Raw genomic sequence first — 24254 nt, 5'->3', positions numbered from 1 at the left:
TTATCCTCTCATATCCCAAATATAGATTTTACGGCATTAATTCCGTATATAGACCATATGGCTAAAACCAAAATTATAAGTGAAATTAGAATTGACATTGCGCCTAAACTATGCTCATTTCTCTCCATAAAGTAAACTCCCAGGAGCAAAAATATTATTATTATAACTCCTAGAGCAAGGTAACCAGCACTGTTTAATGCTTGTCCATTATTTAACGGTGAAATGTAATAGGGAAAGGCAATGACTCCCAATATACCAATAATTAGAATAAATATTAGAATCAAAATTACATAGCTATTTATAACCTCGTTGTAAAGTCTGTTATACTTTTTTGGCATGATATTACTTCACCATGGGACATTTTTAATTTTTAGCAAATAAGCAACGTAGTTTGTACCTTGATGTAAAAAGAAAGCTAACCCACATATGAACAAAAACTGATACCACGTTATATTTACACGCAACAACACAAGTATCAGAGAAGCTCCTAAGACAAAATCTAATTGGTCTAAACCCAAAACCCTTCCACCTCTTGGTATACCAAGCCTCCTCTTTATAAAAGCACCAATCATATCCCCTATCATTGCAAACAAGGACTCTAAAAACGATATAAGGATCCATTCACTTGTAAAAAATTTAGATATAATAACACCTACTGTAGTACCGAAAGTCAATGCAACAATCAGTCCCTCAAAGGTCTTTCCATCTCCAAATATTCTCCTCCCATCTACGAAATTCTTACCGAAATCTATTGGAGTCCCCCTTTTAATGAATGGGCCACTTCCATTCGCCACAAATGCGGGTAGGTATATGAGAATTGATAATAAAAGACCGTATGCTATAGACAACCAATTACACCCCTTTCGGTTATCTTAAATTTACATCTCCTAAAGTTACCTATAATATAAGATTTCGTAATCCTCAAAACATCATCGGAGAACTTTCGCATAAATTTTTCTCCAGCCACCTTATTGTTGGCTGATACTTCCCAAACTAATAGGATTTTTACGTTAGACTCAGCAATAGACCTTAAAATAATTAGTAGCTTTGAAAAACTCTGGACATTCCGTTCATATCTATAAAACGTATTAATCATATCAACTACTATAAGACTAGGCTTATATTCCAAAGAGTTGATTACTGCATTAAATAGTTCAATATTGCTTTTGACAGATGCAAAATAAACTCCTTGACCAACCTTAATCTTTTCTAACCTAGCCTCAAAAAGAGAACCTTCAGTTGAAATGAAAACTGAAGTCCTTATTTGCAACGCTAATTCTAACGAAAGGCTTGTCTTTCCTACTCCAGACTCGCCGTATATTGACACCAAATTTCCCCTTTCAAATACAAATGTTGACAAATTCAAAGCTTATAACTCACTAAATAAACATCTTACATGTGAAAATAAAAAATGTAGCAATTATCACTGATTCTCCTAAGGTATATAAGAACATATTAGATGAGCTAAAGAGAAGAAATATACAGATTTCTGAGAATAGTGAAGTGAAAATAGTAATAGATTCAGTAAAGGAAAGAAATGATATTCTTAGATATGTAGGCCGTATAATAGCTATCTCAAGAGGAAAACAAGAGTTCAACGAACTATTAATAGGCATAGATACCAATTCACCTTATCTAACTGTTGTTGCACTCATAGATGGAGAATTGATAGAATATAGAAGATCTTATGGACTTCAGCCTTTAATTAACGCAATTAATGAAATCCTAATTACATATCCAGCAAAAAGGAAAATAATAGGAGTAGGTATTGGAAATAAATACGGAGAAGAAATATATAGAATTATCTCAATGATTTATGAAAATGTAAAAGGCATAGACGAGAAATATACAAATGCGAAATCACCCTTTAATCAGATAAAGGATAAAGACATAAGAGCTGCGTATAGTATAGCCTTAAGGGCATCTTCATGAAAAAGGAACAAATAATACAAGGACCTTGTACAATAAAAGCTCTAGAGGGCGAAGCTAGAATACTCGGAATAGAGATACAGAAAAACGATTTGCTAACCATACCATCAGATAAAACATATACTCTTGTTTATGATGAGAATACGAGATTAGAAATGGATTGTAAAAAAATATCTGATGATCTAAATTTGAGATGGGATGAAATAGCAGAGGAGATCACAAACACAGGAGGAGTAGTATTACTTCTAGGAAATGTCGATTCCGGAAAAACTTACTTGACTAATCTATTCGCAAATCTAGCAACTCCTTACTTAAAGATTATAGATGCAGATGTTGGACAATCTACTTTATTTCTACCAACCTTCATAGCAGAATTGAAACCAATGAGAAAAACCCTTAATCTTGAGGAACTTGGATATAATAATCTAGAATTCTTTGGAGATATAACACCTTCAACGAATCCGAGACTGCACGTTCAAAAAATATTAAGACTCTATGAAACAACTCCAAAGGAAAAACTAACAGTAATAGACACTGATGGGTGGACTTCCGGACTAAAATCCATGTTACACAAATTCGAACTGATATACACAATTGACCCTGATTATATAATAGTATTTGATCAGAAAATAAAAGATTCGTTACCCGAAAATTATAGAAATAGAACGATTCTTTTAAAAAGCGTAAATCTGCATAAGTCTAGATCTGAAAGAAAAGCAAATAGAATAGCAAAATATGAGAGATATTTTAATGAAGCAAATACCATAAAAACCCTATCTGAAAATTTGCTAGGAAAGCAAATATCAGATATTCTATATTATGCATGGGGAGAATATATACAATTATCTGACGAAAAACCATGTGTAGGTTATTATATATCACCCAATCTGCTAAAAGGAGCACTACTAGGCATAATAGAAAATAAGAGAGTCGTAGGAGCCGCCCTATTAGTTGACCTAAAAGAAAACCAAATAACAATACTAAGCAGGGTGAAACGGTTTACGGGACTAGTTTTAGGGTATATTAGCTTAAATGATAAATTTGAGGAAAGAAGAATTAGATTTAGAAAATGCGAAAACTAGTTGCAATTGAAGGAATAGACGGGTCAGGAAAGACAACACTTGCTAATCTATTAAAGGAGTATCTAGAATCTAAAATGAAACTGAACGTGATTGTTACGAGAGAACCGTTTTCTGAAGATATAATAAAGTTAATAGAAAAAATCGGCTGGAACGATCCAATCCTATTAGTACTACTCTTTGCAGCAGACCGAGCGCTACACATTAATTGGTTATCTAAAATACAAGATGATACTAATCTAATAATACTTGATAGATATTACTTCTCCAGCATAGCTTATCAAGGAGCTCTAGGAGTAGATGAACAGTGGATAAAGATGGTAAATTCTTATTTCCCTAAACCTGATATGGTAATATTATTAGACTTACCAATTGAGGTTGCAATCAGTAGAATAAAAAATGATAAATTCAACTTCGAAGAAAAGATTAGAAGTCTAGCGAAAGTTAGAGAAAAATACCTAAAACTCGCAAAAGAATACAATTTCTACATAATAGATGCTAGCAAGGATAAGAATGAAGTATTAGAGCAAGCAATAAAAATTATTCAGAAGAATTTACTTTAATCTTCCTTATTCGTTCTAATGCGTCCAAATACCTTATAATCTGAATTATTCTTTCAGAATCTAGTGGATCATCCTTTATCTTCTTAGCGCTTAAATATAGACCATCTATTAATATACTTTCTATCTCATCTAACTGCAAATTTCGCTTTACAATCTTCTCTTCATCTTCACTCTTCACTATATACACTTTCCCATGAACTGGACAAATAACATCACCATTTTTCAATTTAAACAATGGCATTTTGCATATAGGACAAGCTTCTTCTAACATTGCAGCGCCTTGACGTAAAAGTTCAGCGGCCTTCTTAACACCTACCTCACTTTCGTTAGTCATAAATAATTCTTAAACTCCCTAATATTAAAAAGTAATAGAGGTGTTTTGACATGTCAATGCCTTATGACAATGAAGCTAAGATAAAACAAGCAGTAATTTTATTACAAAAGATAGTTAATGATACGAGCGTTCCCAGAAACATTAGAAGAGCAGCAACTGATGCAATAAGAAATCTTCAAGACCTTGGTTTAAGTCCTGCAGTAAGGGCTGCAAATGCGATAGGAATTTTGGAAGATATAAGCCAAGATCCTAATATGCCCACACATGCTAGAATCTCCATTTGGAACGTTGTTTCTATTCTGGAGACAGTAAAGGACTAGCTTTTTTAAATCTCAATTTTTATTTTATAATGCGCGGGGGTGCCCGAGCTAGGTCAAAGGGGGCAGGCTTAGGCCCTGCTGGCGAAGGCCTGCACGGGTTCAAATCCCGTCCCCCGCACTGTTTTTAATATATATTAAATTTTATCTATAAGACGATACATATAGGAATTTATTGAATTGATTAGGTGGTAAGGCTAATGATCATGTGAGTACCATGCCGTTGGGCTCGAAGGAGTCCCATAGACTCATTAACAAGGTGGTTAAGTGCTAAGTCCCAACACCTAACCATAAATAGACATAAAATAAATGGAATGAAAGCATAAGGACAAATGGAGGCCCGTGACGTCTTGCTATCGAGAGAATGGACAAACTTACAGGCTTAATTAACAACCCGCCAAATAACATATACATAGTTGCTTGCCAAACATACTTATCGCAGACTACAAAGTTAGCGAGTGTGGTCAACAATTTAATTAATTTGAAATTAATCGTACAAGTTGCTTTTATTACAAAAGTAAATTGTTTTTATTTAGCGTAATACCTTTTTGGGTGAGCACGGGATTTTTATTGGTGAGTACATGATGAACAGATGGAATATCCCCGTCTAGCCCAAGTTATTTTAATCCTAAATGGAGTATAATATTAATCTTAAGCCAAGATTTCACGTTAGGGAGGAGATCGCGTTAGGCTTAGCGAGTTATCTAGCTGGCTTATCCTCTTGTAGGTTACCACACTCCACCTTGTTGTACTATTATAAGAGGCTTGGTAGGGTTAAGTATGTAGTGTCCTTGAGTGGTCTTTACGCTATTGACGAGACTAAGGTTGTTTGCGTTAGGGGTAATTACTATTACGTTTGGATCGTTAGGGATGTTGTGACAAAGGCTATTCCCTTCTTCATGGCTTGAGGAGTGGCCTTCACGTATTGATTGTCCTAGTTAACATGAGGGGATTGAGGAAATTGCGAGTGAGTACTTTAAGAGGATTGATCGAGTGATTTACTTGCATGATGGTTTACCAGCTTATAATGCCTTTGACTGGTTTAATGTTGGGCATAGGAGGGTTTGGTAGGAGGGATTACGCTGAGCAAGGACATTGAAGCATAGGCTCTCCTCTATGGACTTTCATTTCCCTTGGAGTTCTAATAGGTTAACGAGTCAGCTCTCTACCTTCTTCCTAATCTACAACATTCTTTATACTCAAGTGTATTTAGTGGATAGGTGAGTGATAATAAATGCAAATATCTCAAATGCATGAAATTGTTGACCACACTCTATGATGGCCTGGCAATCTAGTAATTGTAGTACTTTACGTAAATTTACCTCAAATTCCTTAAACCTTAAATATTAACATAGATTCTCTTCAAGAAGATTTAAGTAATCGTAAATAGTCTAAGCATATACAGTATAAATACACCTTAAATTCTACATTGAAAAAACTAAACATTATCTACTATGCGTCATTTTCAGGAAACTACTATAATTGCTAGAGTTTTAGTTTTTGAGTTTCAATATGCTGAAATAGAGACAACATTGCAAGGGAAACATTTTTCCTTTTTCTAAAAATACGCACTAAGCTTCGATCACCTACGTTATTATCAGTTTCAAACAAACCGTGAAATCTATATTATGACGATAAGGTTCATTGAGGATGCATCACTAGATGTGAGCGTTATACATAAGAAAGGAAAGTATTATGTCTATAACCTAGAAATGATAAACGGTTAGTCAAAGGAAACTTACGTTGGTCCTTTAGTTGACGTCTTGGAAAGCCACATTAGGATTGGAGGTGTGGGGATTTCCCCACAGCGGACCCGCCGGGATTTGAACCCGGGACCGCCGGCTCCGAAGGCCGGCGCTCCGTCCTGGCTGAGCTACGGGTCCTCTTATAATATCCTTACCCCACTTTAATTATTAAGATTAGAGCTAAATATCTGCTTTTCATTACAAAATATATACTTTTATCTGTTTCAAAATATTATCTTTAACAAGAATTATAATGACTTCCACTTAATGATTAATATCTTTACTAATCAACGGAATATTTTCTCTATATCTCAATTACATCCTTTCTAAGCTCCTTATACCTAAGACACTTAGCCCATTCTTTAATACAACTGACACTCCTTTCACTATATATAATCTTAACATTCTCTTTCCTAGATCTTGCTCTTGTAGTACTCTCTCCTTATCATACCAACTATTAAATACGTCAGATAACTCTCTCAGAAATGCTACTAAATCTTCTAATCTTAAGTTGTCTACAGCGTTTTTGAATGCCTCAGGGAATTTTGCTATCAAGATTAATATTTTCCTCTTGTCTCCAACTAAATCGTTAAAGTCTACCTTATCCATAGTTAGGCTTTCAGTAGACTTAGCTAATATGTTAACGGCTCTAGCATAAGTATATTGTAAATAAGGCCCACTATTCTGCTCAAAACTTGTTATTCTGTTTAAATCAAATGATAAAGGCTTATTTGCAGAAACTGACAAAATTGCATATCTAAGCGCTGCATTTGCTATATCATTAATATTTTCCATATTACCGCCCTTTTCTTTCAGCTTATTTTTAACTATACTGTCTAGTTTTTCGTATATCTCGTCAATAGTTATTATCTTTCCTAGTCTTCCACTCATTCTTAGCCCTTGGATGTTAACCATCCCGTATGAATAATGCAATAAATTTTCTGCAAATCTCGAATATCCTAGCAACTCTAAAGCACCTCTTAATTGTATTTGCGGAATGTATTGCTCCTCTGCAATCACATTTATAACCAAATCCGCATTAAACTGATTAAATTTGAAAATTGTATACGCAATATCCCTCACGGTATATAAGGTAGTTCCATCAGATCTCATCAACACTAAAGGAGGTATCTTAAGCCCTCTTGGAATTCTTAACTTAGATCTAGCTTCATTACCTAAGAAACTATCTAAATCCAATGCTACTACTCCCTTATATGGTATTTTGGCTGGAGAAGACAATAATGCCTTTAATACATCATCAACCATATTGCCCCATAACAAGTCACTCTCATAATCAAAATTATCAAATTTTATATTAAGTTTAGATAAAGTCTCACTGAAGCCTTCTAATGCATAACTAATGTACTTTCTGATAATTCCCTTTAGTTCATTATTACCCTCTTCATATTTCTTTATGATTTCTCCTATCTCCCTTTCCGGATCTTCAGAAGCATTTACAGCATCTGCTAACTTATCGAAAAGTACCTCATTCCTATTCCTTAGATCATTGGCTATTCCTATTAGATCATCTAATTCCCTTACTTTCTCCCTATACTCTGACTCTGTAAGTTTCTTTAATTCTTCTCTTAACTTTCTAATTTCTAAAATTACATTAGTCATAGCGTATATTGTACCTAACCATAGATCCTTCTTTACATTTGGCTCTGGATCAGGGAAACCCAAAAGTTTCAAGCCGTAAATTAAAACTGCAACTTGCCTCCCGGTATCGTTAACGTAAAATCTAACATTAACTGAATGACCTCTAGCTTTTAACGCTCTAGCAAGTGCATCTCCAAGTATCGTATTTCTCAAATGACCTATATGTAACGGATGTATCGGATTAGCACTCGTGTGTTCAACTACAATTCTTTTTGGTTTTTCGATTTTTTCTAGTCCATAACTATCGTCTAGTACACTAAAGATTCTCACAAAAAGATTTCTTATATTAAACCTCGCATTAAGATATATTCCAGCTATTTCTATCTTATCTATTAACTCACCTTTATATTCTTGTAATGATTTCACTTTCTCATTTATATTTCCCTTCATTAATGATGGTAACGCTAACGATAAATCACCAAGCTCCTCCCTAGGAGGATATGTAATATTTTTAAAGACTTCCTCCTCGTTTATGCCCAATTGCGTAGCTACATATTCCGCCAATTCTTTCTTGGCTCTTCCTATTATATCCACATCACGTTTTATGCCTTATAACTTTTAATATTTACTCACCAGAATCATATAATCATGAAGAAAAGGGTTGAAATCCTAATAGTAGAGGATTATAGTGGAAATCCCAAAATTAATGAACAAGGACTTAAAAAATCATTAAGTCACATAGGGGAAGACCTTGTAATAACTAGGTTACATTTGCCACAGTGGACAGAAAATAAAGATGAAAGTGATCTAGTTGGAGTACATGTAATTGTGAGAGAAATTGCAGAAACATAATGTATGTCCCTATTACAAGAATGGTTATTGCACATCACCTGCATTAGATAAACCTTCTGATGTTGTAACTTCTACTAATAGGTGCTTTGGTCAATTCAAAACTTGTAGATACTTCTTAGATGATGGGAGCGATAGCAAAACGGGATTAGAGAAATTTAATCAAGATAAAACCATTGAGCAAGAGATTAGATTTTACCCAAAAATAAACGCTTTAGAGAGCATTGTAGACAGTGGTTGTGAACATTATCAGCTCATAAAGAGTGAAAAAGGAATCATAGCATATTGTAATGCAATTAAAAGAGTTTTGGTAACAAGTCAAGCCATATTATGTAATAAAGAATTTCAAAGATGTCCATATAGAACTTTACTCGGTACCTAACTTAACATATCTACCGTCTTCTGATAAGTTGATTTTACCTTTTTCAACTAGATCCGCCAATGCTCTTCTTATCTTATCCTCGCTTGCAATTCCAGATAACATACTATGTAATTCCTTTAAATTCATTGGCTTTTCATTTAATAAGTCAAGTAGTATTTGTTTTAATTCGTCCTCATTCGGTGCAGTCATTACTATAACGTCTTTATCAGAATAGACTACCTTTAGTTTGTTTTCCACGTTACTACCAGAATTGGAAGCCGACTTCTTACCTCTCTTCTTAGTCTCATTACTCATACTAATACACACTCACGTTCATTTCTCATTTCTTACTTTTAAACATTATGCGAATTTTTAAAATCAATTTCATTCTTCATTATACCAACGTCTTATAGCATAGGTCAATAAATATTTCTAATATTAAATAATTAATATCTCTTCATAACCAGATCTTATAAAGAATGAGACCGAAGCTTTTAAGATAGAAAGGAAGCTAGATCATGAATGTATACTTATATTATTGTGTTTAGATTAACATTATTAGGCGACAATGTTGAATCAACCGGACTTCCTTAGACATGTAGCTAGTAAGATCCTATCGCCACTATCAATAGACTCGAAAAGGCTAGACGAAGCAAGAAGAATTTTAGGAGAGGCAGAAGTTAAATACAACTTCTCCTCTTACGGAGGAAATCCGAAAAAACTAATAGATTTCCTACTAAGCCCAGACTTCACAGAACTCAGCTTAATTTTAGGCCCAGACGTAACAAAGAAACTATTAGAAGCTATTAAAGATAATTATACAGATGAAGACATAAAAAAAGTAGCAGATAAAATATTGGAGGAAATAAACGGATATACAGAAAATACTGAAGAGTCTAACGTTAAAGTCTCAGTTAACAAAAAATATTTAGTCTCCTAAAGATGGAGTACTTGGTCCTCCTTCTCCACCACTTTCTTCTTTACTTCCTTCTCCTCCTTTCTTCTCGCTCTTTAATGGGGCAGCAGCTATTAGATCATCAATCTTTAATATTGCCGTAGCTGCCTCTGTTGCACTCTTTAACACTTGAGCCTTTACTCTTATTGGCTCAATAATGTTTAACACATATACGTCATCTACGATCTTGCCACCTATGGCATCTACACCAGTATTAGTTAATCCTTTCGCATGCCTAGCTCTTAAGTCCATCAACGCAGATATAGCCTCCAGTCCTGCAGTTTCAGCTAGAATCATAGGTATTTCCTCTAATGCGTCCGCAAATGCTTCTATAGCTAATTGCTCCTTACCTCCTACACTTCTAGCATACTCTCTTAATTTCATCGCTAATTCTAACTCGATAGCACCGCCACCCGGTAATATTACTGGCTCCAATAATATGTTCCTCAAAGCATGTAATGCATCATTTATACTCCTCTCAGCCTCATCTAATGCCATATCATTTGAACCTCTTAATAAGATGTTCACGGCCTTTAAGTTCTTAGCTCCTTCTATAAATACCATTTTATCATTTCCAACTCTTCTTTCCTCAACTAATTCTGCGTATCCTAAATCATCGGGAGTAGCATCTTTAATGCTGCTTATTATCCTCGCACCTAATGCCTTCTCTAATTTCTCTATATCACTCCTCTTAACTCTTCTTACAGCTAATATACCTTTCTTAGCTAGGAAGTGCTGTGCAATATCATCAATACCCTTCTGGCATATTACAACGTTGGCACCTATTGACGCTAATTTATCAACCATGTCCTTAAGATACTTGGATTCCTCATCTAAGAAAGCCTTAATTTGCTCTGGTGATGTTATACTTATCTTAGCTGAAATTTCAGGCTTCTCTACTTCTAACGCTGCATCTAAAACGGCTATCTTGGCTTTAGTGACTCTTCTAGGCATTCCAGGGTGTACAACCTCCTTATCTAGTACTAGTCCTTTAACTAATACACTATCCTCTATATTTCCACCTTTCTTCTTATCTATCTTTATTAAGTCTAAACTCACATTGTATCCGCCATTAGGTAGAGGTTCTGCAACATTAACTATTGCATCTATTACCATATCAATTATTTTATTTAATTCAGCACCTTCTGCAATAAACTTACTTGCTAGCGTAGTAAATGCTATCTTTCTTAGAGTGTCCCTAGCAACTGAAGAATTCAAATCTTTTATATCAATTCTAGTTCCTAGCTGTGGAAGTAACTCTAAGGCCTTGTTATATGCCTTCTTATACCCCTCAATAATTATTGTTGGATGTATATTTTGATCCAATAAACTTTCAGCCTTCTCTAATAGAGCACCAGCTAACACTACAGCGCTTGTAGTACCATCGCCTACTTCAGCATCTTGCGCTTTAGCTGCTTCTACTAATAACTTCGCTGCTGGATGCTGAATCTCCATATCCTTTACTATTGTAGCACCATCATTAGTTATGGTTACGTCACCAAAACTATCAATTAACATTTTATCAAGACCTTTTGGACCTAAACTGCTCCTTAACATCTCAGCTAGTGTCTTTGCAGCAAGTATATTGTTCCTTAACGCATCTCTACCAGTAGTTCTACTTGTTCCCTCTTTAAGTAATAAGACTGGAGCTGCCATACCTCACAACACCGTTCCGTGTGAACATTAGTATCGCTTATATAAAAATTTTTCTCCCAAGCAAACCGTGAAGCAATTTTTTAAATTGATAAAAAATTCATTCTTCTCTAATATGATGTGCGAAAGATGTAACAAAAGAGATGCTATAAGCGTAGTAGGAGGAAGAAGATTATGTAACATATGTAACAAAGACGAGATAGTCAAGAGAATTAAGAGAGAACTTTACCCAAGAAAAATAATAGTAAATAGTGACAAAATCTTATTTGCTTATCCTTCTTATCTAAGCTTTATTCAAGAAATTCTAAGAAATATAATAAATAAAATCTACACCAGATTTAATTTACAATATTATGAAATCTCATTAGAACCACAAAATTCTATCCTTGATGATATATGGAACTTAATCATAAAGAGTAAACAGTTTTCGGAAAAAAACGGAATAAATAAAATCTTTTTACCTTTAACGGCGGATTTCTTGATGGCCTACTTAATATACTCGATAACAAACCAAGATTATACTTATATCCAAATGATAGGATTAGAATACAAAATTAATAATATTTCGTTTATAATACCATTCTATAATACCTCTTTACACGAATTGCAAAGTTTCATATCTAACAAATCTAATGTGATAGTAACAAAGGATGAAATTTTTAATGAAATTCTAGTATGGGAAAGAGAAACGCTAAAAGAAAATTATGAGCTATTCCACGCTTTTCATAATTCTAAAAAACTACTTGAAACAAGAGGAAAAGATTATAGATGTGAGGGTTGTGGAGGATTAATTAACTCCCCGGTAAAATACTGCGCGAGATGCTCTCTAATTTTCTCTTCTCCTCCTTATTGAGAATTACTTCAAAATACATTTGCCCTTGACTAGGTCTAAATTTGGATGGCGGAATAGGTCCCTCGGAAGTATAATAGAAAAAACCAGACTTTAAGATCTCGTTAAATCCATCCCTATCTATCTTCAAAAAATCTTGTAATATATCAATTACTTGTATAATATTCTTTAATTCCTTCATACTTAACGTATAGCCACAGATCCTACAACTCAAATCTGGCATTACAGAATCAAATTCACATTTAGGACATTTAATAGGAGATCTTAAGATATTTGCGAACATCGACCAAGTAGCTCTCAATAGATCTACTAAATCATTTCTATTTCTCTTCAAGCATTCTTTATATAACTTATCCATTATTGGAATTAAACCTCCTTTACCATAAGTTACTATAAACTCTAGTTGGTCATCACTGAGTTTCTCCACATCATATAAACGTAAGAGTTTATACGATATTATTTCCATTAATCTATCTCCCATCGCTCTAAGCCTATTAATTATCGTAGATACTTTAGGCTTAGTTTTTACTTCCCCAACGGCCATGGCAAAGGGCTCTCTTAACACCTCCTTTAGAACCTCTCTTGAAAGGTTTAAATAGGAAATTCCTAACGCATTTACTACTTCATCCAAGTATTCGTCCAAAACCTTATCTGGATCTACATACTTCTCAGTTTTTTTACTACTAGAAGATTTTTTCTTCCTCATCTCCTCTTTATTATTCTTTTCACTAGAAGCTTTTTCTTCCTCATTTTTCTTACGTCTTGGCACTCTACTTATAATTTAGAAAGCCATTTTATATAAAACTTAAGTCATTAACGCTAAATCTTGAAAATCCATTGGTAACATTTTCTTCTTATTAACAATTTCTTGATACTTATTATCTAAGAATGAAATAAATATTGGACAAGTCTCATATTTACCATCGCGCTGACATTTATCGCCCAATGTAAGAAAACACTTATTATTCTTCTTATCATAATAAGGACATAACTTGTAGTAAGTTTTAGCGCTTTTTATCATACGTTCTATCCATTGTCTCTTATGATCCTTTTTTTCCGCCTCTTTTTCGGCTTTTGCCAATGCTTTGTTTATCTCATCTTCAGACATTTTCACTGATTTATTAGTTGACATAAATTATCCCTCCTACTTGCTATAACTTCTAGTACAAAGATTAAATAGATTACTACTACTACTAATGTGACTTTATCATATTATATGTTAAAGCAAACAGTTTGTATAATTTTTACATACAAATCAATACCCCATAATATAATCTATGTATATAGTAGTAGTAAATAATAACAAAAGGGAAAGAGAAAGTTAGCAAGAAGATAGCTTTTCTTTTAGAGTTTTCGAAAGTCCTATTCTGACTCCCATTTTAGGATCTTGATATACGTATAGGAGCCTTTTAATTTGTAAGTTTTTGAGCACTCTAAATAACCAACTAGTATCAGCTTTCATTTCTTCTTGAAGCTGATCGAGATAGATGTAAGTTGTTCCCCACTCTTTATATTTGTTTAATAGATAGCTTAGTATTTCTTTTTCATCATCATCAAGCTTATCCAAAATCTCCTTTATACAATCCGTTGGATTAGACTTTTGTTGTTTTTTGTTCTCCTTACTGGTTTTTTCTTCAATAAACCACAAAACTTCTTGTGCTTTTTTGTCATCTCTTTTCCCTGCTTTGTTGTTTTTTGTCTGGTAAACTTTTTCACTTTCTAGTACTTGCTTAGCAAGTAATAAATATTCTTTGAATTTAGAATTGTTTTGTGATTCGATGATATCTCTAGCTATATTCTCTCCTCTCCTACTTAAGTGCCATCTTCCCCCTTCTTGATAAACCAAACCTTTCTTCTTCCAATAACTGAGATAGCTACTTATATATTTAGTTTCGTAACCTAAATTAGTTGCAATTTCAGCTGTTCTTAATGGTCTTGCGTAAAGGAGGAGTAGTATTGCTTCAACCAATTTGGATCTAGGTGACTCCTTACCTGGCTTCTCCTCCTCACTTATCTGCTGTGCTATGGCCTCTATATCATCTCTTTGATAGTCCTCACTCATCTTATTATATTAGGCATTATAACTTAAAATACAAGCTAAAATTCCGATTGGAATTATTCAGTTAATTTTTCATTTAAGTAGTACTCATTGACAAGTTTTAATAGCGTAAAATTTGTTGTAACCTACTATGACATTGTAGACACCTGAAAAGAGCTTATCTAAATTCTCATCCCCCGTATCAATTCTAAAACAGTTAATAGTGTAAAGCTTAGAAAGAGTAGAGACTACGATAAGATCATCCTTTTTTACTCTTCTTAAGAACGCCGGTCCTAGTTCTAGATTTCCCCTCCCTATTAGAAATCCTTGCTTGCCTATTGGGGTGAGCAATATCTTTAACTCCCCAGTTAAATTGATTAAATCGAAATAATTAACATTTCCCTTTATTAATTTCTTTCCTCTAACTATATCAATCCCTAAAAATGGAGTATTGATCATTAGTTTTCTTTCTATATATTTTATAGTACTCCCAGGACCCATGATATAGGTTATATTATCATCCATGTTATCCATTACATAATCTGCGATTTCTTCTAGTTCATCTTCACTATATTGTATTTCCTCCTTACTTGGAGTTAGTAAATTATTACTGCTAATCGTAAGGGCTATATAATATAATTTAACAGAATATGTTCCTTTTCTATAGGCTTCTTCATCAATATCTAGAATTTCTTCTGTTACAATTTTTGCTTCATTATGTAAAAATTTTGTTAATAATATTGCAGCGGCCTCTGGTGTATTAGCGAAAACACCACTATGCATTTTTACGCCACTAGGAACTCCTAAAATTGGTATTTGCGCCCCTTGAAGTCCTTCAAATACATCCCTTGCTGTCCCATCTCCACCAACAAATACAATAATATCTACCCCTCTTCTTACAAACTCTTTTACAGAATTGATTGTATCATATCTAGTAGTTTTTTCCCTTTCACCTATGGATATAGTTTCATATTTCAATTTTGTTTGAATAAAATATATTTCTCCCATTTTTAGCTTTGGTGTTACATAGATAGCATCTTCCGGGGCTCTGACCAAAAATCTACTAACTCTACTTGATATTTCAGGGTTCTCGAGGTACAACTCATCACTACCTTTTCTCCCTATTCTTCCACCTGCACCAGCATACGGATTTACAAGAAATCCAACTTTTTTTAACATTTCTTTAACACCTTAAGTATGAAAGCTAAGGTCAGATATCCTAGATGTTCTTCATTAGGAACTACAAATATAATAAGATCGTTAGGACCACAAGTTTCGCATTTTTCCTTAATCTCTTCTAATAGCCCTTTAAGTGACATCTCCTCTGTCTTAGGCGGAATTTCTATTTTTCCTTCTTCTGTACTAATACACACTAATACTTTTTCCGCACCTAATCTTATTATTTCATCCCTTAGATTTAAAACTGGAATTTCTTTTAATAACTCTGCGCCTCTCCTTATTATAAGCATTGATGAGTTCCAACCTAGTGATTTCAGAGTAGCATCTTTTTTTATATTTGATGTGTTTTTAATGCATGAAACTATTTTATTTCCTTCTTCTGTAAGAGTGTTTCCTCCTACTGGATCTGTTTGAATTAACTTCATTTCTCTTAGTCTTTTTAGTAATGTTTTTATAGATGCTTCCGATAATCCTGTTTTTTTCATTAATAGTATCCTTCCTACTGGTTGCAATTGGCTTATGTATATTAAGCTCATTATGACATGTCCTTCATCAAATTTAGGCTTATTACCCTGTCTGGTTTCCACAGCTTTGGTAAGTACAATCTGGATATCCATATTTAAATATGTGATAAGATAGATTAAAATTATGTTTAGAGGAAGAAGTTTGTTATGTCTGCTTGATTTTGAAACTCATGAAATAGAGAAAATGTTAGATGTGTCGTTTATGATGAAAAATTACGTTTATCATAATAACGTTCCAAGTTCATTAAGTGGTAAGAGGGTTGCATTACTTTTTGAGAAGCCAAGTACTAGGACTAGGGTTAGTACTGAATTAGCTGTATCATTATTAGGCGGAATTCCAATTGTTCTTAATAAGCAAGATTTGCAATGGTCTAGAGGCGAACCCATTGAAGACACTGGAAGGGTTTTGGGCAGAGTCGTTAATGGGATAGGGGCCAGAGTACTAAATCATTTAACCCTAGTTAAACTAAAGGAATCATCAGGCGTTCCGGTATTTAATTTATTAAGCGATCTTTCTCATCCCTTGCAAGCATTAGCTGATTTAATGACCATTAGGGAAAGGTTTGGAAATACTCTAGTTAAGATAGGTTTTGTTGGTGATGGGACTGATAATGTATTGCTAAGCCTAATGGTAATTGTGGCTAAATTAGGGTTAGAGTTACATGTTGCAACTCCTAAGGAACTTAGACCTAGAGAAGATTTATATAAGATAATAAGTGAGATCGCGGATGATACTGGTAGTGTTATAGAGTTTCATGAGGATCCCTATGAGGCTGTTAGAGGAGTTCATGTAGTCTATACGGATGTTTGGGTTAGTATGGGACAAGAGAATATTGCTGAACATAAGAAGAAATTATTGCAAAACTATAGGGTTACTGCAGACTTAATGAAGTATGCAGTTAAGGATGCTATATTTATGCATTGTTTGCCTGCTAATAGGGGAGAGGAAGTAGAGCCAGAGGTAATAGACGGACCTAAGAGTGCAGTCTGGGATCAGGCTGAGAATAGATTATATACAGCAATGGCAGTATTTTCGTTATTTATTTAAAGAAATCATAAATAGATTTTTGTTTGAATAGACTCTTTATTGTGCGTAATTCAAATAAGTTTATTTTAGCTTTTAATTTTTTGTTTACTTCGGATATGGCATGATCTAGAGTGTCATATTTTCCTAATCTATTTTTCATAGCATTTCTTACAGTTTCTCTAATGTGCCAATTTCCAACTGGTGCAAAGTATTCTTCGGTTATTTCTCTAATGATTATAATTCCTGCTTGTCTCTTTATTTCCTCTAAATATTCTAGCACTGCTAGTCTTGCAGCCATGTATCCTCCATCTAAATATTCATACTCTCCCCAGAAATTTTCCTTTAGTTCAGAAATGGTAAGGTCTTGAGACCATAAACTTAGTGGATGCCATATTTCTATCCATATTGAATTGAACTTCGATGGATAGAGCACAACGTAGAAGTAGTTGCCTAAATATGAGCTGTGATATACTTCTATCTCATTTACTTCGTTATAGTTTATTATTTTATTATATAGAAATTTACCAACTATGCTATCAACTGCAGTTATTGCCCATCTAGTTGGTACGAATCTTCTACTCTTTTTCTTGCCTAGAAGCCCAAAGGATAATGCATGTATTATCTTATAATAATCTACATTATACCTATACAGCTCTAAGATTGCTTCAGCAGATTTTATATGATCATCAAAGATTAGTTTATCTAATTTAGTTGGGATTTTAGGATTATCAATAACTTTTATTTCCTCTGCGATTCCTCCTGGTCCTCTTGGTAAAATCACTCCATCAAACTTTAATTTTGCTTCCAATGTTTTCAATTTTGCCTCAGATGTTACTGGGTTATCTGAAATTATTGCTAATGGTATTTCTGTATTGTAATATTCAGTGGCTTTCTCGGCTCTAACTCTAGTTATACTTGAGATTAAAGACGATCTTAACTTTATTATATCCCCTAAATTTACCTTTCCCCACCACTCCTTAACATTCTCATATTTTCTAGCATCTTCCCCATATACTGAGGGTGGAATATTTACAATTAGTGAAACTTTAGGATATCCTTTTTCTCCAACAATTCCACTAGGAGGAGTAGAGCCTTCGACCAATTTAAATGAGGTATCTATTTTAATTTTCTGAAGACTATTAACCATGCCTCTAAATCTCTCCATTATTGGACAGTATGATAACCCACAAAGATTCCTATGTCCCTTACACTTGATGCATAGTTCTGCTGGAATTTTGTGCATTTCTTATTTTCCTCTCAATATACCATTGTAAAATGGAAAATTTAGCTCTAAATGATAATCCATTGATGATATTTCTTATTTTCCCTCTCCTTAAGTTATCTAGGATATCGTCCAAATTAAACTCAATTACCTCATATAAATCATTATATGCGGAACCTATTGCTTGAATTACGTGAGCATCACTATTTGAAACTCCAGCTAAATTCAGCTTTATAGAAGCTTCTTTAGCTTTATTATTAGCTATTTTAGGAGCCTTGGAATTATAAATTTCAATTAAATCAAATTTATATTCAAATACCTTATCGCCAATCCCTTGTCTAAAAATATCGAAAGGATGTGAGGGAAATATTATGCAAGAATTCTCTTTAGCGTAGTCTACTAATTCAGCTATTCTGTTTGGTGGAGATGGTGGAAAATTGCATAATATTACAACGTGGCCATATTCAGTAGTGACTTCTTGTCCTGGGATCACTTTTTCTTCCTTTACACTATTTAAACCTAAAGAAGTATCGTGATCTGTGATCGCCACGTATATATTTTTAGCTCTAGCATATGTTATTATATCCTTAGGAAAATATTTTCCATCACTATATCTCGAATGTACATGGAGATCAAAAAACATTAGAAGTAACCTAATTCTTTCATAACTTCTAATGTTAAAATTGTTATTCCAGCAGCTCCCCTCACTAGATTATCTCCAAGAACAACTAATCGTAACACATTTCCTTCGAACTTTACTCTGCCTACTGTCACTGACATTCCGTCATAATATTGTAAGTCTCTAGCTGGTTGAGGTCTATCCTCATCTTTGAATAAAATAATTGGCTTCTTAGGTGCAGTAGGCAAGTTCTTATGTTGAGGCAATGATTCAAAATTACTTAGCACTTTTTGAACTTCTTTTTCATCTACATTGTCGTTAGTTACAATATTAATTACACCCATATGCCCAACTTTTACAGGAACTCTGGTAGTTGTTGGATGAATTTCTAAATTAGAAGATTTTAGTTTTCCAGCTTCAAGTTTTCCTAACATTTTATTTATTTCCCTGGGAATTTTCTCTTCTTCCCCTTTAATCCAAGGTATAACATTGCCATCTATTGCCATAAATGGTAAACCACTATAGCCAGCTCCACTTACTGCTTGCAAAGTTACTATATACATAGCGTTAATTTTGATTAATTTTTCTAATGGTTTAATTGGCATAGAAAGTATTGCCGCAGTACAGTTAGGGTTTTTGACCAATAGTCCATTCCAGTTTTTATTACTTTTTTGATATTTTAATAGTTCCAAATGCTCCCAATTTACCTCTGGATTAATCAATGGTATGTCAGGATCCATTCTAAATGGTGACGCATTAGATACAACTATTTTTCCTTGTTTTACTAACTTTAGTTCAACATCTTCTGCTAGTTCATTAGGTAGTGCTGAAAGAACAACATCAACATCTTTATGATCTTCGTACTCAGTGGAGACTATCGGTAACTCAGCTACGTTATCTGGAATATCTCCGGGTTCAATCCATTTTACAGCTTCTTTGTATTTTTTACCAATCTTTTGGGGTGATGCACTAACTTTCACTAATTCTATATATGGATGTTTTGAAAGCATCCTTACCATTTTTTGCCCTACCATTCCGGTAGAGCCTAGCAACGAAACTTTTATCTTATCAGCCACTTACGATCACCTTATGCAACTCTTTTGCTAATTTTTCTCCTTCTTCCTTATTAACTATAAAGGTCATGCTTACGTTAGATATTCCTCTAGATATAGCTAACGGATCATAACTTGATGCTATTGAAAGAACCTTAGTAGAGATTTCCTTCTTCTTTATTCCACATCCTACTATACCTACGATATTAATATCATTTACCTCGATATCTTTAACTAAAGTTCCCTTTAACTCTTCTAATTTCGATAACAGCCTATTTGCAGAAAGGGAGTCAACAACGAGTTGTATTGTAGTCTCACTAGCCGGTTGAGAAATCGATATTATGTTAACTCCAGCTTCCTTTGCTTCATTTGTTATTCTTGCTGCAGATCCTATTTTCCCAACAATCTTAGTACTTTCAACTGTTATCAATTTTGTATTATCTAAGAGTGATATTCCTTTAAGTCCATCATTATTTTCACATTCTCCATTAATCGTTGTAAATCCGTCTTCATATAAGGATTCAACAATTACCTTCATATCACTTCCAAAGACTGGATCAAAAGTTCTAGGATGTAACCTTTTAGCTCCTAGCTGTGAGAGCTCTATAGCTTCCTCCAGAGAGAGTCTAATTATCGTTTTGGCATTTTCGAATTTTTTAGGATCGCCAGTCATTATCCCGGGGACCTCGGTAACTAGTCTAACTTCTCTCACTCCAATTAGTTTACCCAATAAGGTTGCAGTATAGTCACTACCACCTCTTCCTAAAGTAGTATATCTCCCCTCTTTGGTTCTCCCTATAAAACCTGGAAGGACCACTACTTTAGCTTTCACATTCTCTAGTGTACTCATGATTTCCTTTTTAGACAGATCCTCAATTACGTTAGCCTCACCGTAATTTTCATCAGTTATAAATGGAGGAGTAGTCACACCTTCTGCTTCAATTCCGTTACTTCTTAATATTGCTGAAAGAAGTAAGGTAGCCATTCTCTCTCCAAATGAAAGTATGTAGTCTCTAACTCTCGGTGTTACCTCATCTAGTACTCTTATAGACCAAGCTACTCTAAACAGTTCATCACTCAGCCTAGAGATCTCCTTAAATGAGTTCTCGAACTCCTTGCCATCTGCTAATTTTGATAATAGTTTTATGTGTCTTTCGTAGATTTCAGTTACAATATTTGGAGAGTTATCAGTATTCAAAGTTGCACTTATTAACTCATTAGTAACGTTTTTAATAGCCGATGTTACAACTATGATTTTATCGGATTTCTTTGAAAAATCTTGTATTTTTTTCACGATAAGTTCGTAATCTTTTTCGTCTTTTTGTATGGACCCACCTATTTTAACTATTAGAGCCATTTATCTCACCTAAGATAATTTTTTCCATATGTAGAGGATTAACTAATATTCTCTTAGCTTCTGCTTTGGTCATACTATCCGGGTCTTTTAATGAATGTCCTGTTAAGATTAAAACTGTTTTTTCATCTTTATCTACTATCTTTTCATTTATTGCCTTAATGTAACCGGCTAAGGCAGCTGCTGAAGCAGGCTCAGCTCCTATACCCTCTTTTCTAGCTAGGGTCTTCTGCGCATCTAATATTTCAGAATCAGATACCACTATTGCGGTTCCATTGGATTCTCTTATTGCTTTCATCGCTTTTTGCCAGTTTACTGGTTTTCCTATCCTTATTGCAGTAGCTACAGTATCTGGATTTTCCACGAAGTCTGGATAATCTTTTCCTTTGATTATCGCAGTGGCTATTGGTGATGCCCCCTCAGCTTGGATTCCAATCATTCTGGGAATAGTATTGATCACCCCAGTTTTAACTAGCTCATTAAATCCCTTCCATATCGCATAGATGTTCCCTGCATTGCCTACTGGAACTATCACATTATCTGGAACTCCTAGGTCTTCAGCTATCTCAAATGCGATTGTCTTTTGTCCTTCTAATCTCCATGGGTTAAAGGAATTTAATGGATATACTACTTTTAAATCTTTATATAACCTCATTACTGCATCCATAGCAACATCAAAACTTCCATCAACCTCTAAAATGACTGAGCCATAAAGTATTGACTGGGCCAATTTACCTAATGCTACCTTACCTTTAGGTAAGACGATAAAACTCTTTATTCCAGCTCTTGCAGCGTAAGCAGCTGCTGAAGCTGCAGTGTTTCCAGTAGATGCAGCTATTACGGTTTTATAATTTAAGCTTACTGCAGAGCTAACTGCTACTGTCATCCCTCTATCTTTAAAACTTCCAGTAGGATTAAGTCCTTCAAATTTAAAATAAAGATTGTTATTTATATTTGAGGACCTTATTAGTGGGGTGTTTCCCTCATTTATACTTACAATATTTTTATATTTACCTGCTATCAATTCTTTGTATCTCCAAACTCCTCTTCCTCTTAATTTGCTGAAGGAGAAATCCTTTGGGGGTTCTACTATAATTTCCAATAGCCCTCCGCATCTTGGACATAATATCTGATTCTGATCTATTTCCGTTTCATATCCACAACTTAAGCACTTCATTATTCCGCTTAGTGTGTTTCCAACAACAATTCACCAGCTGTTTAAAGTGGTTTGTTCTGCAAAATATAAGCTTTGTTGAAGTATAATAATCACATGGCTTTTAAAGATCTCAGAGACTATATAGAATTTATGAGAAAAAAGAACAAATTAATTGAAATTAATGAGGAAGTAAGCGTAGATTTGGAAATAGCTGAAATCACGAGAAAAGCAACTTACGCTCATTTACCCCCTCTTTTATTCAATAGAATTAAAAATTATGAGAACTGGAAAATAATCTCTAATGTTTTTTATTCAATTGAGAGCTTGTATGAGATTTTTGGAACAAATAAACTAGAATCGATATCGGAAGGATTTTTATCAAATTTGTCAAATATGCCTATTACATTTTTTGATAAAATTAAATCACTTAGAGAAATTTTAGGACTAGGAAAAGTAATGCCTAAAGCTAAGTCACCTAGTTTTAAAGAGGTAAATAATTTAGATCTGACTAAGATTCCTGCAATAAAAACTTGGCCTAAAGATGCCGGAAGATACCTTACTTTTTCCATAACAATAACAAAGGACCCAGAGACAGATGTTCATAATCTTAGTGTTTATAGAATTCAAATTTTAAACGAGAAAGAAGCAATAATTCATTGGCAAGCCTTCAAAAGAGGTGCACTTACCGCTAAAAAATATTTAGAAAAAGGCATTAGCAAAATACCTATTGCAATAGTAACCGGAGTAGATCCTGCTATAGCATTTACAGCAGCTTCTCCAGTCCCTTATGGAATAGATAAGTATACGTTTGCGGGAATCTTGAGAGGTGAGGGAGTTGACGTAACTGAACTCGATGATAAGTTACTAGTACCTAGTCATTCTGAAGTAGTTTTAACTGGTTATGTTGACTTGAATGATTTACGTTTAGAGGGTCCCTTTGGAGATCATATGGGCTATTATACACCAGCAGATTACTATCCAGTTTTCAAATTGGACAAGGTGTATATTAGAGAAGACCCTATATTTCACGTGACATCAGTTGGCAAACCACCACTTGAGGATGCTTGGATAGGTAAAGCTGTAGAAAGGATATTCTTACCTTTTGCCAAGATGCTAGTTCCGGAACTAGTTGACATGAATCTACCAGAATATGGTCTGTTTACTGGGATTGGTATATTCTCTATAAAGAAATATTACCCTGGCCAAGCGAAGAGAGTTATGATGGCTCTATGGGGTACTGGTCAGCTTAGCCTTTTAAAGACGATAATAATTGTTGATCACGATATAAACGTTCAAGACATTAATCAAGTTATTTACGCTATTGCAGCCAATGTAGACCCTAAGCGTGATGTTTGGGTAATAGAAAATGCACTTACGGACTCATTAGACCCTAGTGTTCCATTTCCACCATTAGGTAGTAAACTGGGTATAGATGCTACTAGGAAGTTTAAAGAAGAAATGGGAAAAGAATGGCCAGAAGAGGTCAGATCAGACGATAGGGTCGCTAAAAAAGCAGATGAAGTATTGAATAAAATTATAAAGAGATATCAAATCTCCTAACCATCATTGTATCTCTATATATTATCGAAACCTCGCTTATATCTTCTAACTTAGTCTCTACTTCCAATGATTCGTTTTTTCCTAATTCTTTATTCACCTTTATACTATCTGTAATTGCCTTGAGGCCGATTTTATCGTCTATCATACTCACAGTGACATTATATTTTAGAATTATTTCCAGAATTCGTACTGGATACTCTAAATTACTAGTTATTTTAAGGATTCTTCCCGTTAATTTCACTACGAAAGGATTCATATATGAATATAGTTTTTTTGAGTATTATGCCTT

At 34.1% G+C, this 24254-nt stretch carries 28 protein-coding genes, 2 tRNA genes and 1 pseudogene; 12 read left to right on the top strand and 19 right to left on the bottom strand.

The window, feature by feature from the left end:
* Nucleotides 1–8: 8 nt before the first annotated feature.
* The 3 genes from GFS03_RS07635 to GFS03_RS07625 are packed head-to-tail and all read right to left on the bottom strand — an operon-like array spanning nt 9 to nt 1366.
* Entirely contained in the window at nt 9–338 is a 330-nt protein-coding gene (locus GFS03_RS07635; RefSeq protein WP_010923067.1) for a hypothetical protein, read from the bottom strand.
* Nucleotides 339–347: 9 nt separating this feature from the next.
* Nucleotides 348–848, bottom strand: coding sequence for a CDP-2,3-bis-(O-geranylgeranyl)-sn-glycerol synthase (locus GFS03_RS07630; protein ID WP_153423256.1), 501 nt, complete (start codon nt 846–848; stop codon nt 348–350).
* Nucleotides 839–1366 carry an AAA family ATPase gene (locus GFS03_RS07625; RefSeq protein WP_153423255.1) on the bottom strand — a complete coding sequence of 176 codons (528 nt, stop codon included), beginning with the start codon at nt 1364–1366 and terminating at the stop codon, nt 839–841. Before GFS03_RS07625 ends, GFS03_RS07630 begins: the two co-directional genes overlap by 10 nt.
* 32 nt (nt 1367–1398) lie before the next feature.
* On the opposite strand from GFS03_RS07625, the gene GFS03_RS07620 reads away from it, so the two are divergent.
* Genes GFS03_RS07620 through tmk form a run of 3 tightly spaced genes read left to right on the top strand, consistent with a single transcriptional unit; the run spans nt 1399 to nt 3571 of the window.
* Nucleotides 1399–1932, top strand: a complete 534-nt coding sequence (locus GFS03_RS07620) for a hypothetical protein (protein WP_153423254.1) — start codon at nt 1399–1401, stop codon at nt 1930–1932.
* Nucleotides 1929–3011 (top strand): Clp1/GlmU family protein, encoded by a 1083-nt coding sequence (locus tag GFS03_RS07615; protein ID WP_153423253.1) that lies wholly within the window; start codon nt 1929–1931, stop codon nt 3009–3011. Before GFS03_RS07620 ends, GFS03_RS07615 begins: the two co-directional genes overlap by 4 nt.
* Nucleotides 2999–3571 carry a dTMP kinase gene (tmk, locus tag GFS03_RS07610; RefSeq protein WP_153423252.1) on the top strand — a complete coding sequence of 191 codons (573 nt, stop codon included), beginning with the start codon at nt 2999–3001 and terminating at the stop codon, nt 3569–3571. The genes GFS03_RS07615 and tmk overlap by 13 nt, the downstream gene beginning before the upstream one ends.
* Here tmk and GFS03_RS07605 read toward each other — a convergent pair.
* Nucleotides 3549–3905, bottom strand: coding sequence for an Sjogren's syndrome/scleroderma autoantigen 1 family protein (locus GFS03_RS07605; protein ID WP_153423251.1), 357 nt, complete (start codon nt 3903–3905; stop codon nt 3549–3551). The two genes, tmk and GFS03_RS07605, sit on opposite strands and share 23 nt — an antisense overlap.
* A 50-nt stretch (nt 3906–3955) precedes the next feature.
* Between GFS03_RS07605 and GFS03_RS07600 the strand changes: the two genes are divergently transcribed.
* The 3 genes and pseudogenes from GFS03_RS07600 (at nt 3956) to GFS03_RS07590 (ending at nt 5446) form a co-directional block, all read left to right on the top strand.
* Nucleotides 3956–4225, top strand: coding sequence for a UPF0147 family protein (locus tag GFS03_RS07600; protein ID WP_010923074.1), 270 nt, complete (start codon nt 3956–3958; stop codon nt 4223–4225).
* Nucleotides 4226–4258: 33 nt separating this feature from the next.
* A tRNA-Leu gene (locus GFS03_RS07595) sits at nt 4259–4343 on the top strand.
* Between the two features lie 401 nt (nt 4344–4744).
* Nucleotides 4745–5446 (top strand): annotated as a pseudogene (locus GFS03_RS07590) (IS6 family transposase).
* A 584-nt stretch (nt 5447–6030) separates the two neighbouring features.
* On the opposite strand, the gene GFS03_RS07580 reads toward GFS03_RS07590, so the two are convergent.
* Both GFS03_RS07580 and GFS03_RS07575 read right to left on the bottom strand, forming a co-directional pair.
* Nucleotides 6031–6105 (bottom strand) — tRNA-Arg (locus tag GFS03_RS07580).
* A 177-nt stretch (nt 6106–6282) separates the two neighbouring features.
* Complete coding sequence (locus tag GFS03_RS07575; protein WP_153423250.1) at nt 6283–8160, bottom strand: arginine--tRNA ligase; 1878 nt, start codon at nt 8158–8160, stop codon at nt 6283–6285.
* A gap of 54 nt (nt 8161–8214) precedes the next feature.
* On the opposite strand from GFS03_RS07575, the gene GFS03_RS07570 reads away from it, so the two are divergent.
* Entirely contained in the window at nt 8215–8418 is a 204-nt protein-coding gene (locus tag GFS03_RS07570; RefSeq protein ID WP_153423249.1) for a hypothetical protein, read from the top strand.
* Nucleotides 8405–8797: a hypothetical protein gene (locus GFS03_RS07565; RefSeq protein WP_153423248.1), complete on the top strand. Its 393-nt coding sequence runs from the start codon at nt 8405–8407 to the stop codon at nt 8795–8797. Before GFS03_RS07570 ends, GFS03_RS07565 begins: the two co-directional genes overlap by 14 nt.
* Here GFS03_RS07565 and GFS03_RS07560 read toward each other — a convergent pair.
* Nucleotides 8783–9091 carry a hypothetical protein gene (locus GFS03_RS07560; RefSeq protein ID WP_153423247.1) on the bottom strand — a complete coding sequence of 103 codons (309 nt, stop codon included), beginning with the start codon at nt 9089–9091 and terminating at the stop codon, nt 8783–8785. The genes GFS03_RS07565 and GFS03_RS07560 overlap by 15 nt on opposite strands.
* A 253-nt stretch (nt 9092–9344) precedes the next feature.
* On the opposite strand from GFS03_RS07560, the gene GFS03_RS07555 reads away from it, so the two are divergent.
* Entirely contained in the window at nt 9345–9716 is a 372-nt protein-coding gene (locus tag GFS03_RS07555) for a hypothetical protein (protein ID WP_153423246.1), read from the top strand.
* Here the strand turns inward: GFS03_RS07555 and thsA are convergent.
* Entirely contained in the window at nt 9705–11387 is a 1683-nt protein-coding gene (gene thsA / locus GFS03_RS07550; protein WP_153423245.1) for a thermosome subunit alpha, read from the bottom strand. The genes GFS03_RS07555 and thsA overlap by 12 nt on opposite strands.
* A 112-nt stretch (nt 11388–11499) precedes the next feature.
* On the opposite strand from thsA, the gene GFS03_RS07545 reads away from it, so the two are divergent.
* A complete protein-coding gene (locus tag GFS03_RS07545) occupies nt 11500–12237 on the top strand; it encodes a hypothetical protein (RefSeq protein ID WP_153423244.1) in 738 nt (245 codons plus the stop codon).
* Here the strand turns inward: GFS03_RS07545 and GFS03_RS07540 are convergent.
* The 5 genes from GFS03_RS07540 to GFS03_RS07520 all read right to left on the bottom strand — a co-directional run bounded on the left by GFS03_RS07540 (nt 12176) and on the right by GFS03_RS07520 (nt 16068).
* Nucleotides 12176–13003 carry a hypothetical protein gene (locus GFS03_RS07540; RefSeq protein ID WP_153423243.1) on the bottom strand — a complete coding sequence of 276 codons (828 nt, stop codon included), beginning with the start codon at nt 13001–13003 and terminating at the stop codon, nt 12176–12178. The two genes, GFS03_RS07545 and GFS03_RS07540, sit on opposite strands and share 62 nt — an antisense overlap.
* A 36-nt stretch (nt 13004–13039) precedes the next feature.
* On the bottom strand, nt 13040–13366 hold the full coding sequence (locus GFS03_RS07535; protein WP_153423242.1) for a hypothetical protein: 327 nt from the start codon (nt 13364–13366) through the stop codon (nt 13040–13042).
* Between the two features lie 189 nt (nt 13367–13555).
* Complete coding sequence (locus GFS03_RS07530) at nt 13556–14296, bottom strand: replication initiator protein WhiP (RefSeq protein ID WP_153423241.1); 741 nt, start codon at nt 14294–14296, stop codon at nt 13556–13558.
* An 84-nt stretch (nt 14297–14380) separates the two neighbouring features.
* Nucleotides 14381–15451, bottom strand: a complete 1071-nt coding sequence (locus GFS03_RS07525; protein WP_153423240.1) for an ATP-NAD kinase family protein — start codon at nt 15449–15451, stop codon at nt 14381–14383.
* A complete protein-coding gene (locus GFS03_RS07520) occupies nt 15445–16068 on the bottom strand; it encodes a DUF4443 domain-containing protein (RefSeq protein ID WP_153423239.1) in 624 nt (207 codons plus the stop codon). Before GFS03_RS07520 ends, GFS03_RS07525 begins: the two co-directional genes overlap by 7 nt.
* 31 nt (nt 16069–16099) lie before the next feature.
* Here GFS03_RS07520 and argF point away from each other — a divergent pair, with 31 nt between their 5' ends.
* A complete protein-coding gene (gene argF, locus GFS03_RS07515) occupies nt 16100–17023 on the top strand; it encodes an ornithine carbamoyltransferase (RefSeq protein ID WP_153423238.1) in 924 nt (307 codons plus the stop codon).
* Here argF and GFS03_RS07510 read toward each other — a convergent pair.
* Genes GFS03_RS07510 through thrC form a run of 5 tightly spaced genes read right to left on the bottom strand, consistent with a single transcriptional unit; the run spans nt 17016 to nt 22426 of the window.
* Nucleotides 17016–18245 (bottom strand): Nre family DNA repair protein, encoded by a 1230-nt coding sequence (locus tag GFS03_RS07510; RefSeq protein WP_153423237.1) that lies wholly within the window; start codon nt 18243–18245, stop codon nt 17016–17018. The genes argF and GFS03_RS07510 overlap by 8 nt on opposite strands.
* Nucleotides 18208–18867, bottom strand: coding sequence for a PHP-associated domain-containing protein (locus GFS03_RS07505; RefSeq protein WP_153423236.1), 660 nt, complete (start codon nt 18865–18867; stop codon nt 18208–18210). The genes GFS03_RS07510 and GFS03_RS07505 overlap by 38 nt, the downstream gene beginning before the upstream one ends.
* Nucleotides 18867–19919: an aspartate-semialdehyde dehydrogenase gene (asd, locus tag GFS03_RS07500; RefSeq protein WP_153423235.1), complete on the bottom strand. Its 1053-nt coding sequence runs from the start codon at nt 19917–19919 to the stop codon at nt 18867–18869. Before asd ends, GFS03_RS07505 begins: the two co-directional genes overlap by 1 nt.
* Entirely contained in the window at nt 19912–21252 is a 1341-nt protein-coding gene (locus tag GFS03_RS07495; RefSeq protein ID WP_153423234.1) for an aspartate kinase, read from the bottom strand. The genes asd and GFS03_RS07495 overlap by 8 nt, the downstream gene beginning before the upstream one ends.
* A complete protein-coding gene (thrC, locus tag GFS03_RS07490; RefSeq protein ID WP_153423233.1) occupies nt 21236–22426 on the bottom strand; it encodes a threonine synthase in 1191 nt (396 codons plus the stop codon). Before thrC ends, GFS03_RS07495 begins: the two co-directional genes overlap by 17 nt.
* Nucleotides 22427–22519: 93 nt before the next feature.
* Between thrC and GFS03_RS07485 the strand changes: the two genes are divergently transcribed.
* Entirely contained in the window at nt 22520–23965 is a 1446-nt protein-coding gene (locus tag GFS03_RS07485; protein WP_153423232.1) for a UbiD family decarboxylase, read from the top strand.
* On the opposite strand, the gene GFS03_RS07480 is transcribed toward GFS03_RS07485, so the two are convergent.
* On the bottom strand, nt 23940–24221 hold the full coding sequence (locus GFS03_RS07480; RefSeq protein WP_153423231.1) for a hypothetical protein: 282 nt from the start codon (nt 24219–24221) through the stop codon (nt 23940–23942). The two genes, GFS03_RS07485 and GFS03_RS07480, sit on opposite strands and share 26 nt — an antisense overlap.
* Between the last annotated feature and the right edge of the window lie 33 nt (nt 24222–24254).

Source organism: Sulfolobus sp. E5-1-F (genome assembly GCF_009601705.1).
Lineage (GTDB): Archaea > Thermoproteota > Thermoprotei_A > Sulfolobales > Sulfolobaceae > Saccharolobus.
The sequence above is the reverse complement of the archived record's forward strand: the minus strand, read 5'-3'. Positions and strand labels throughout refer to the sequence as shown.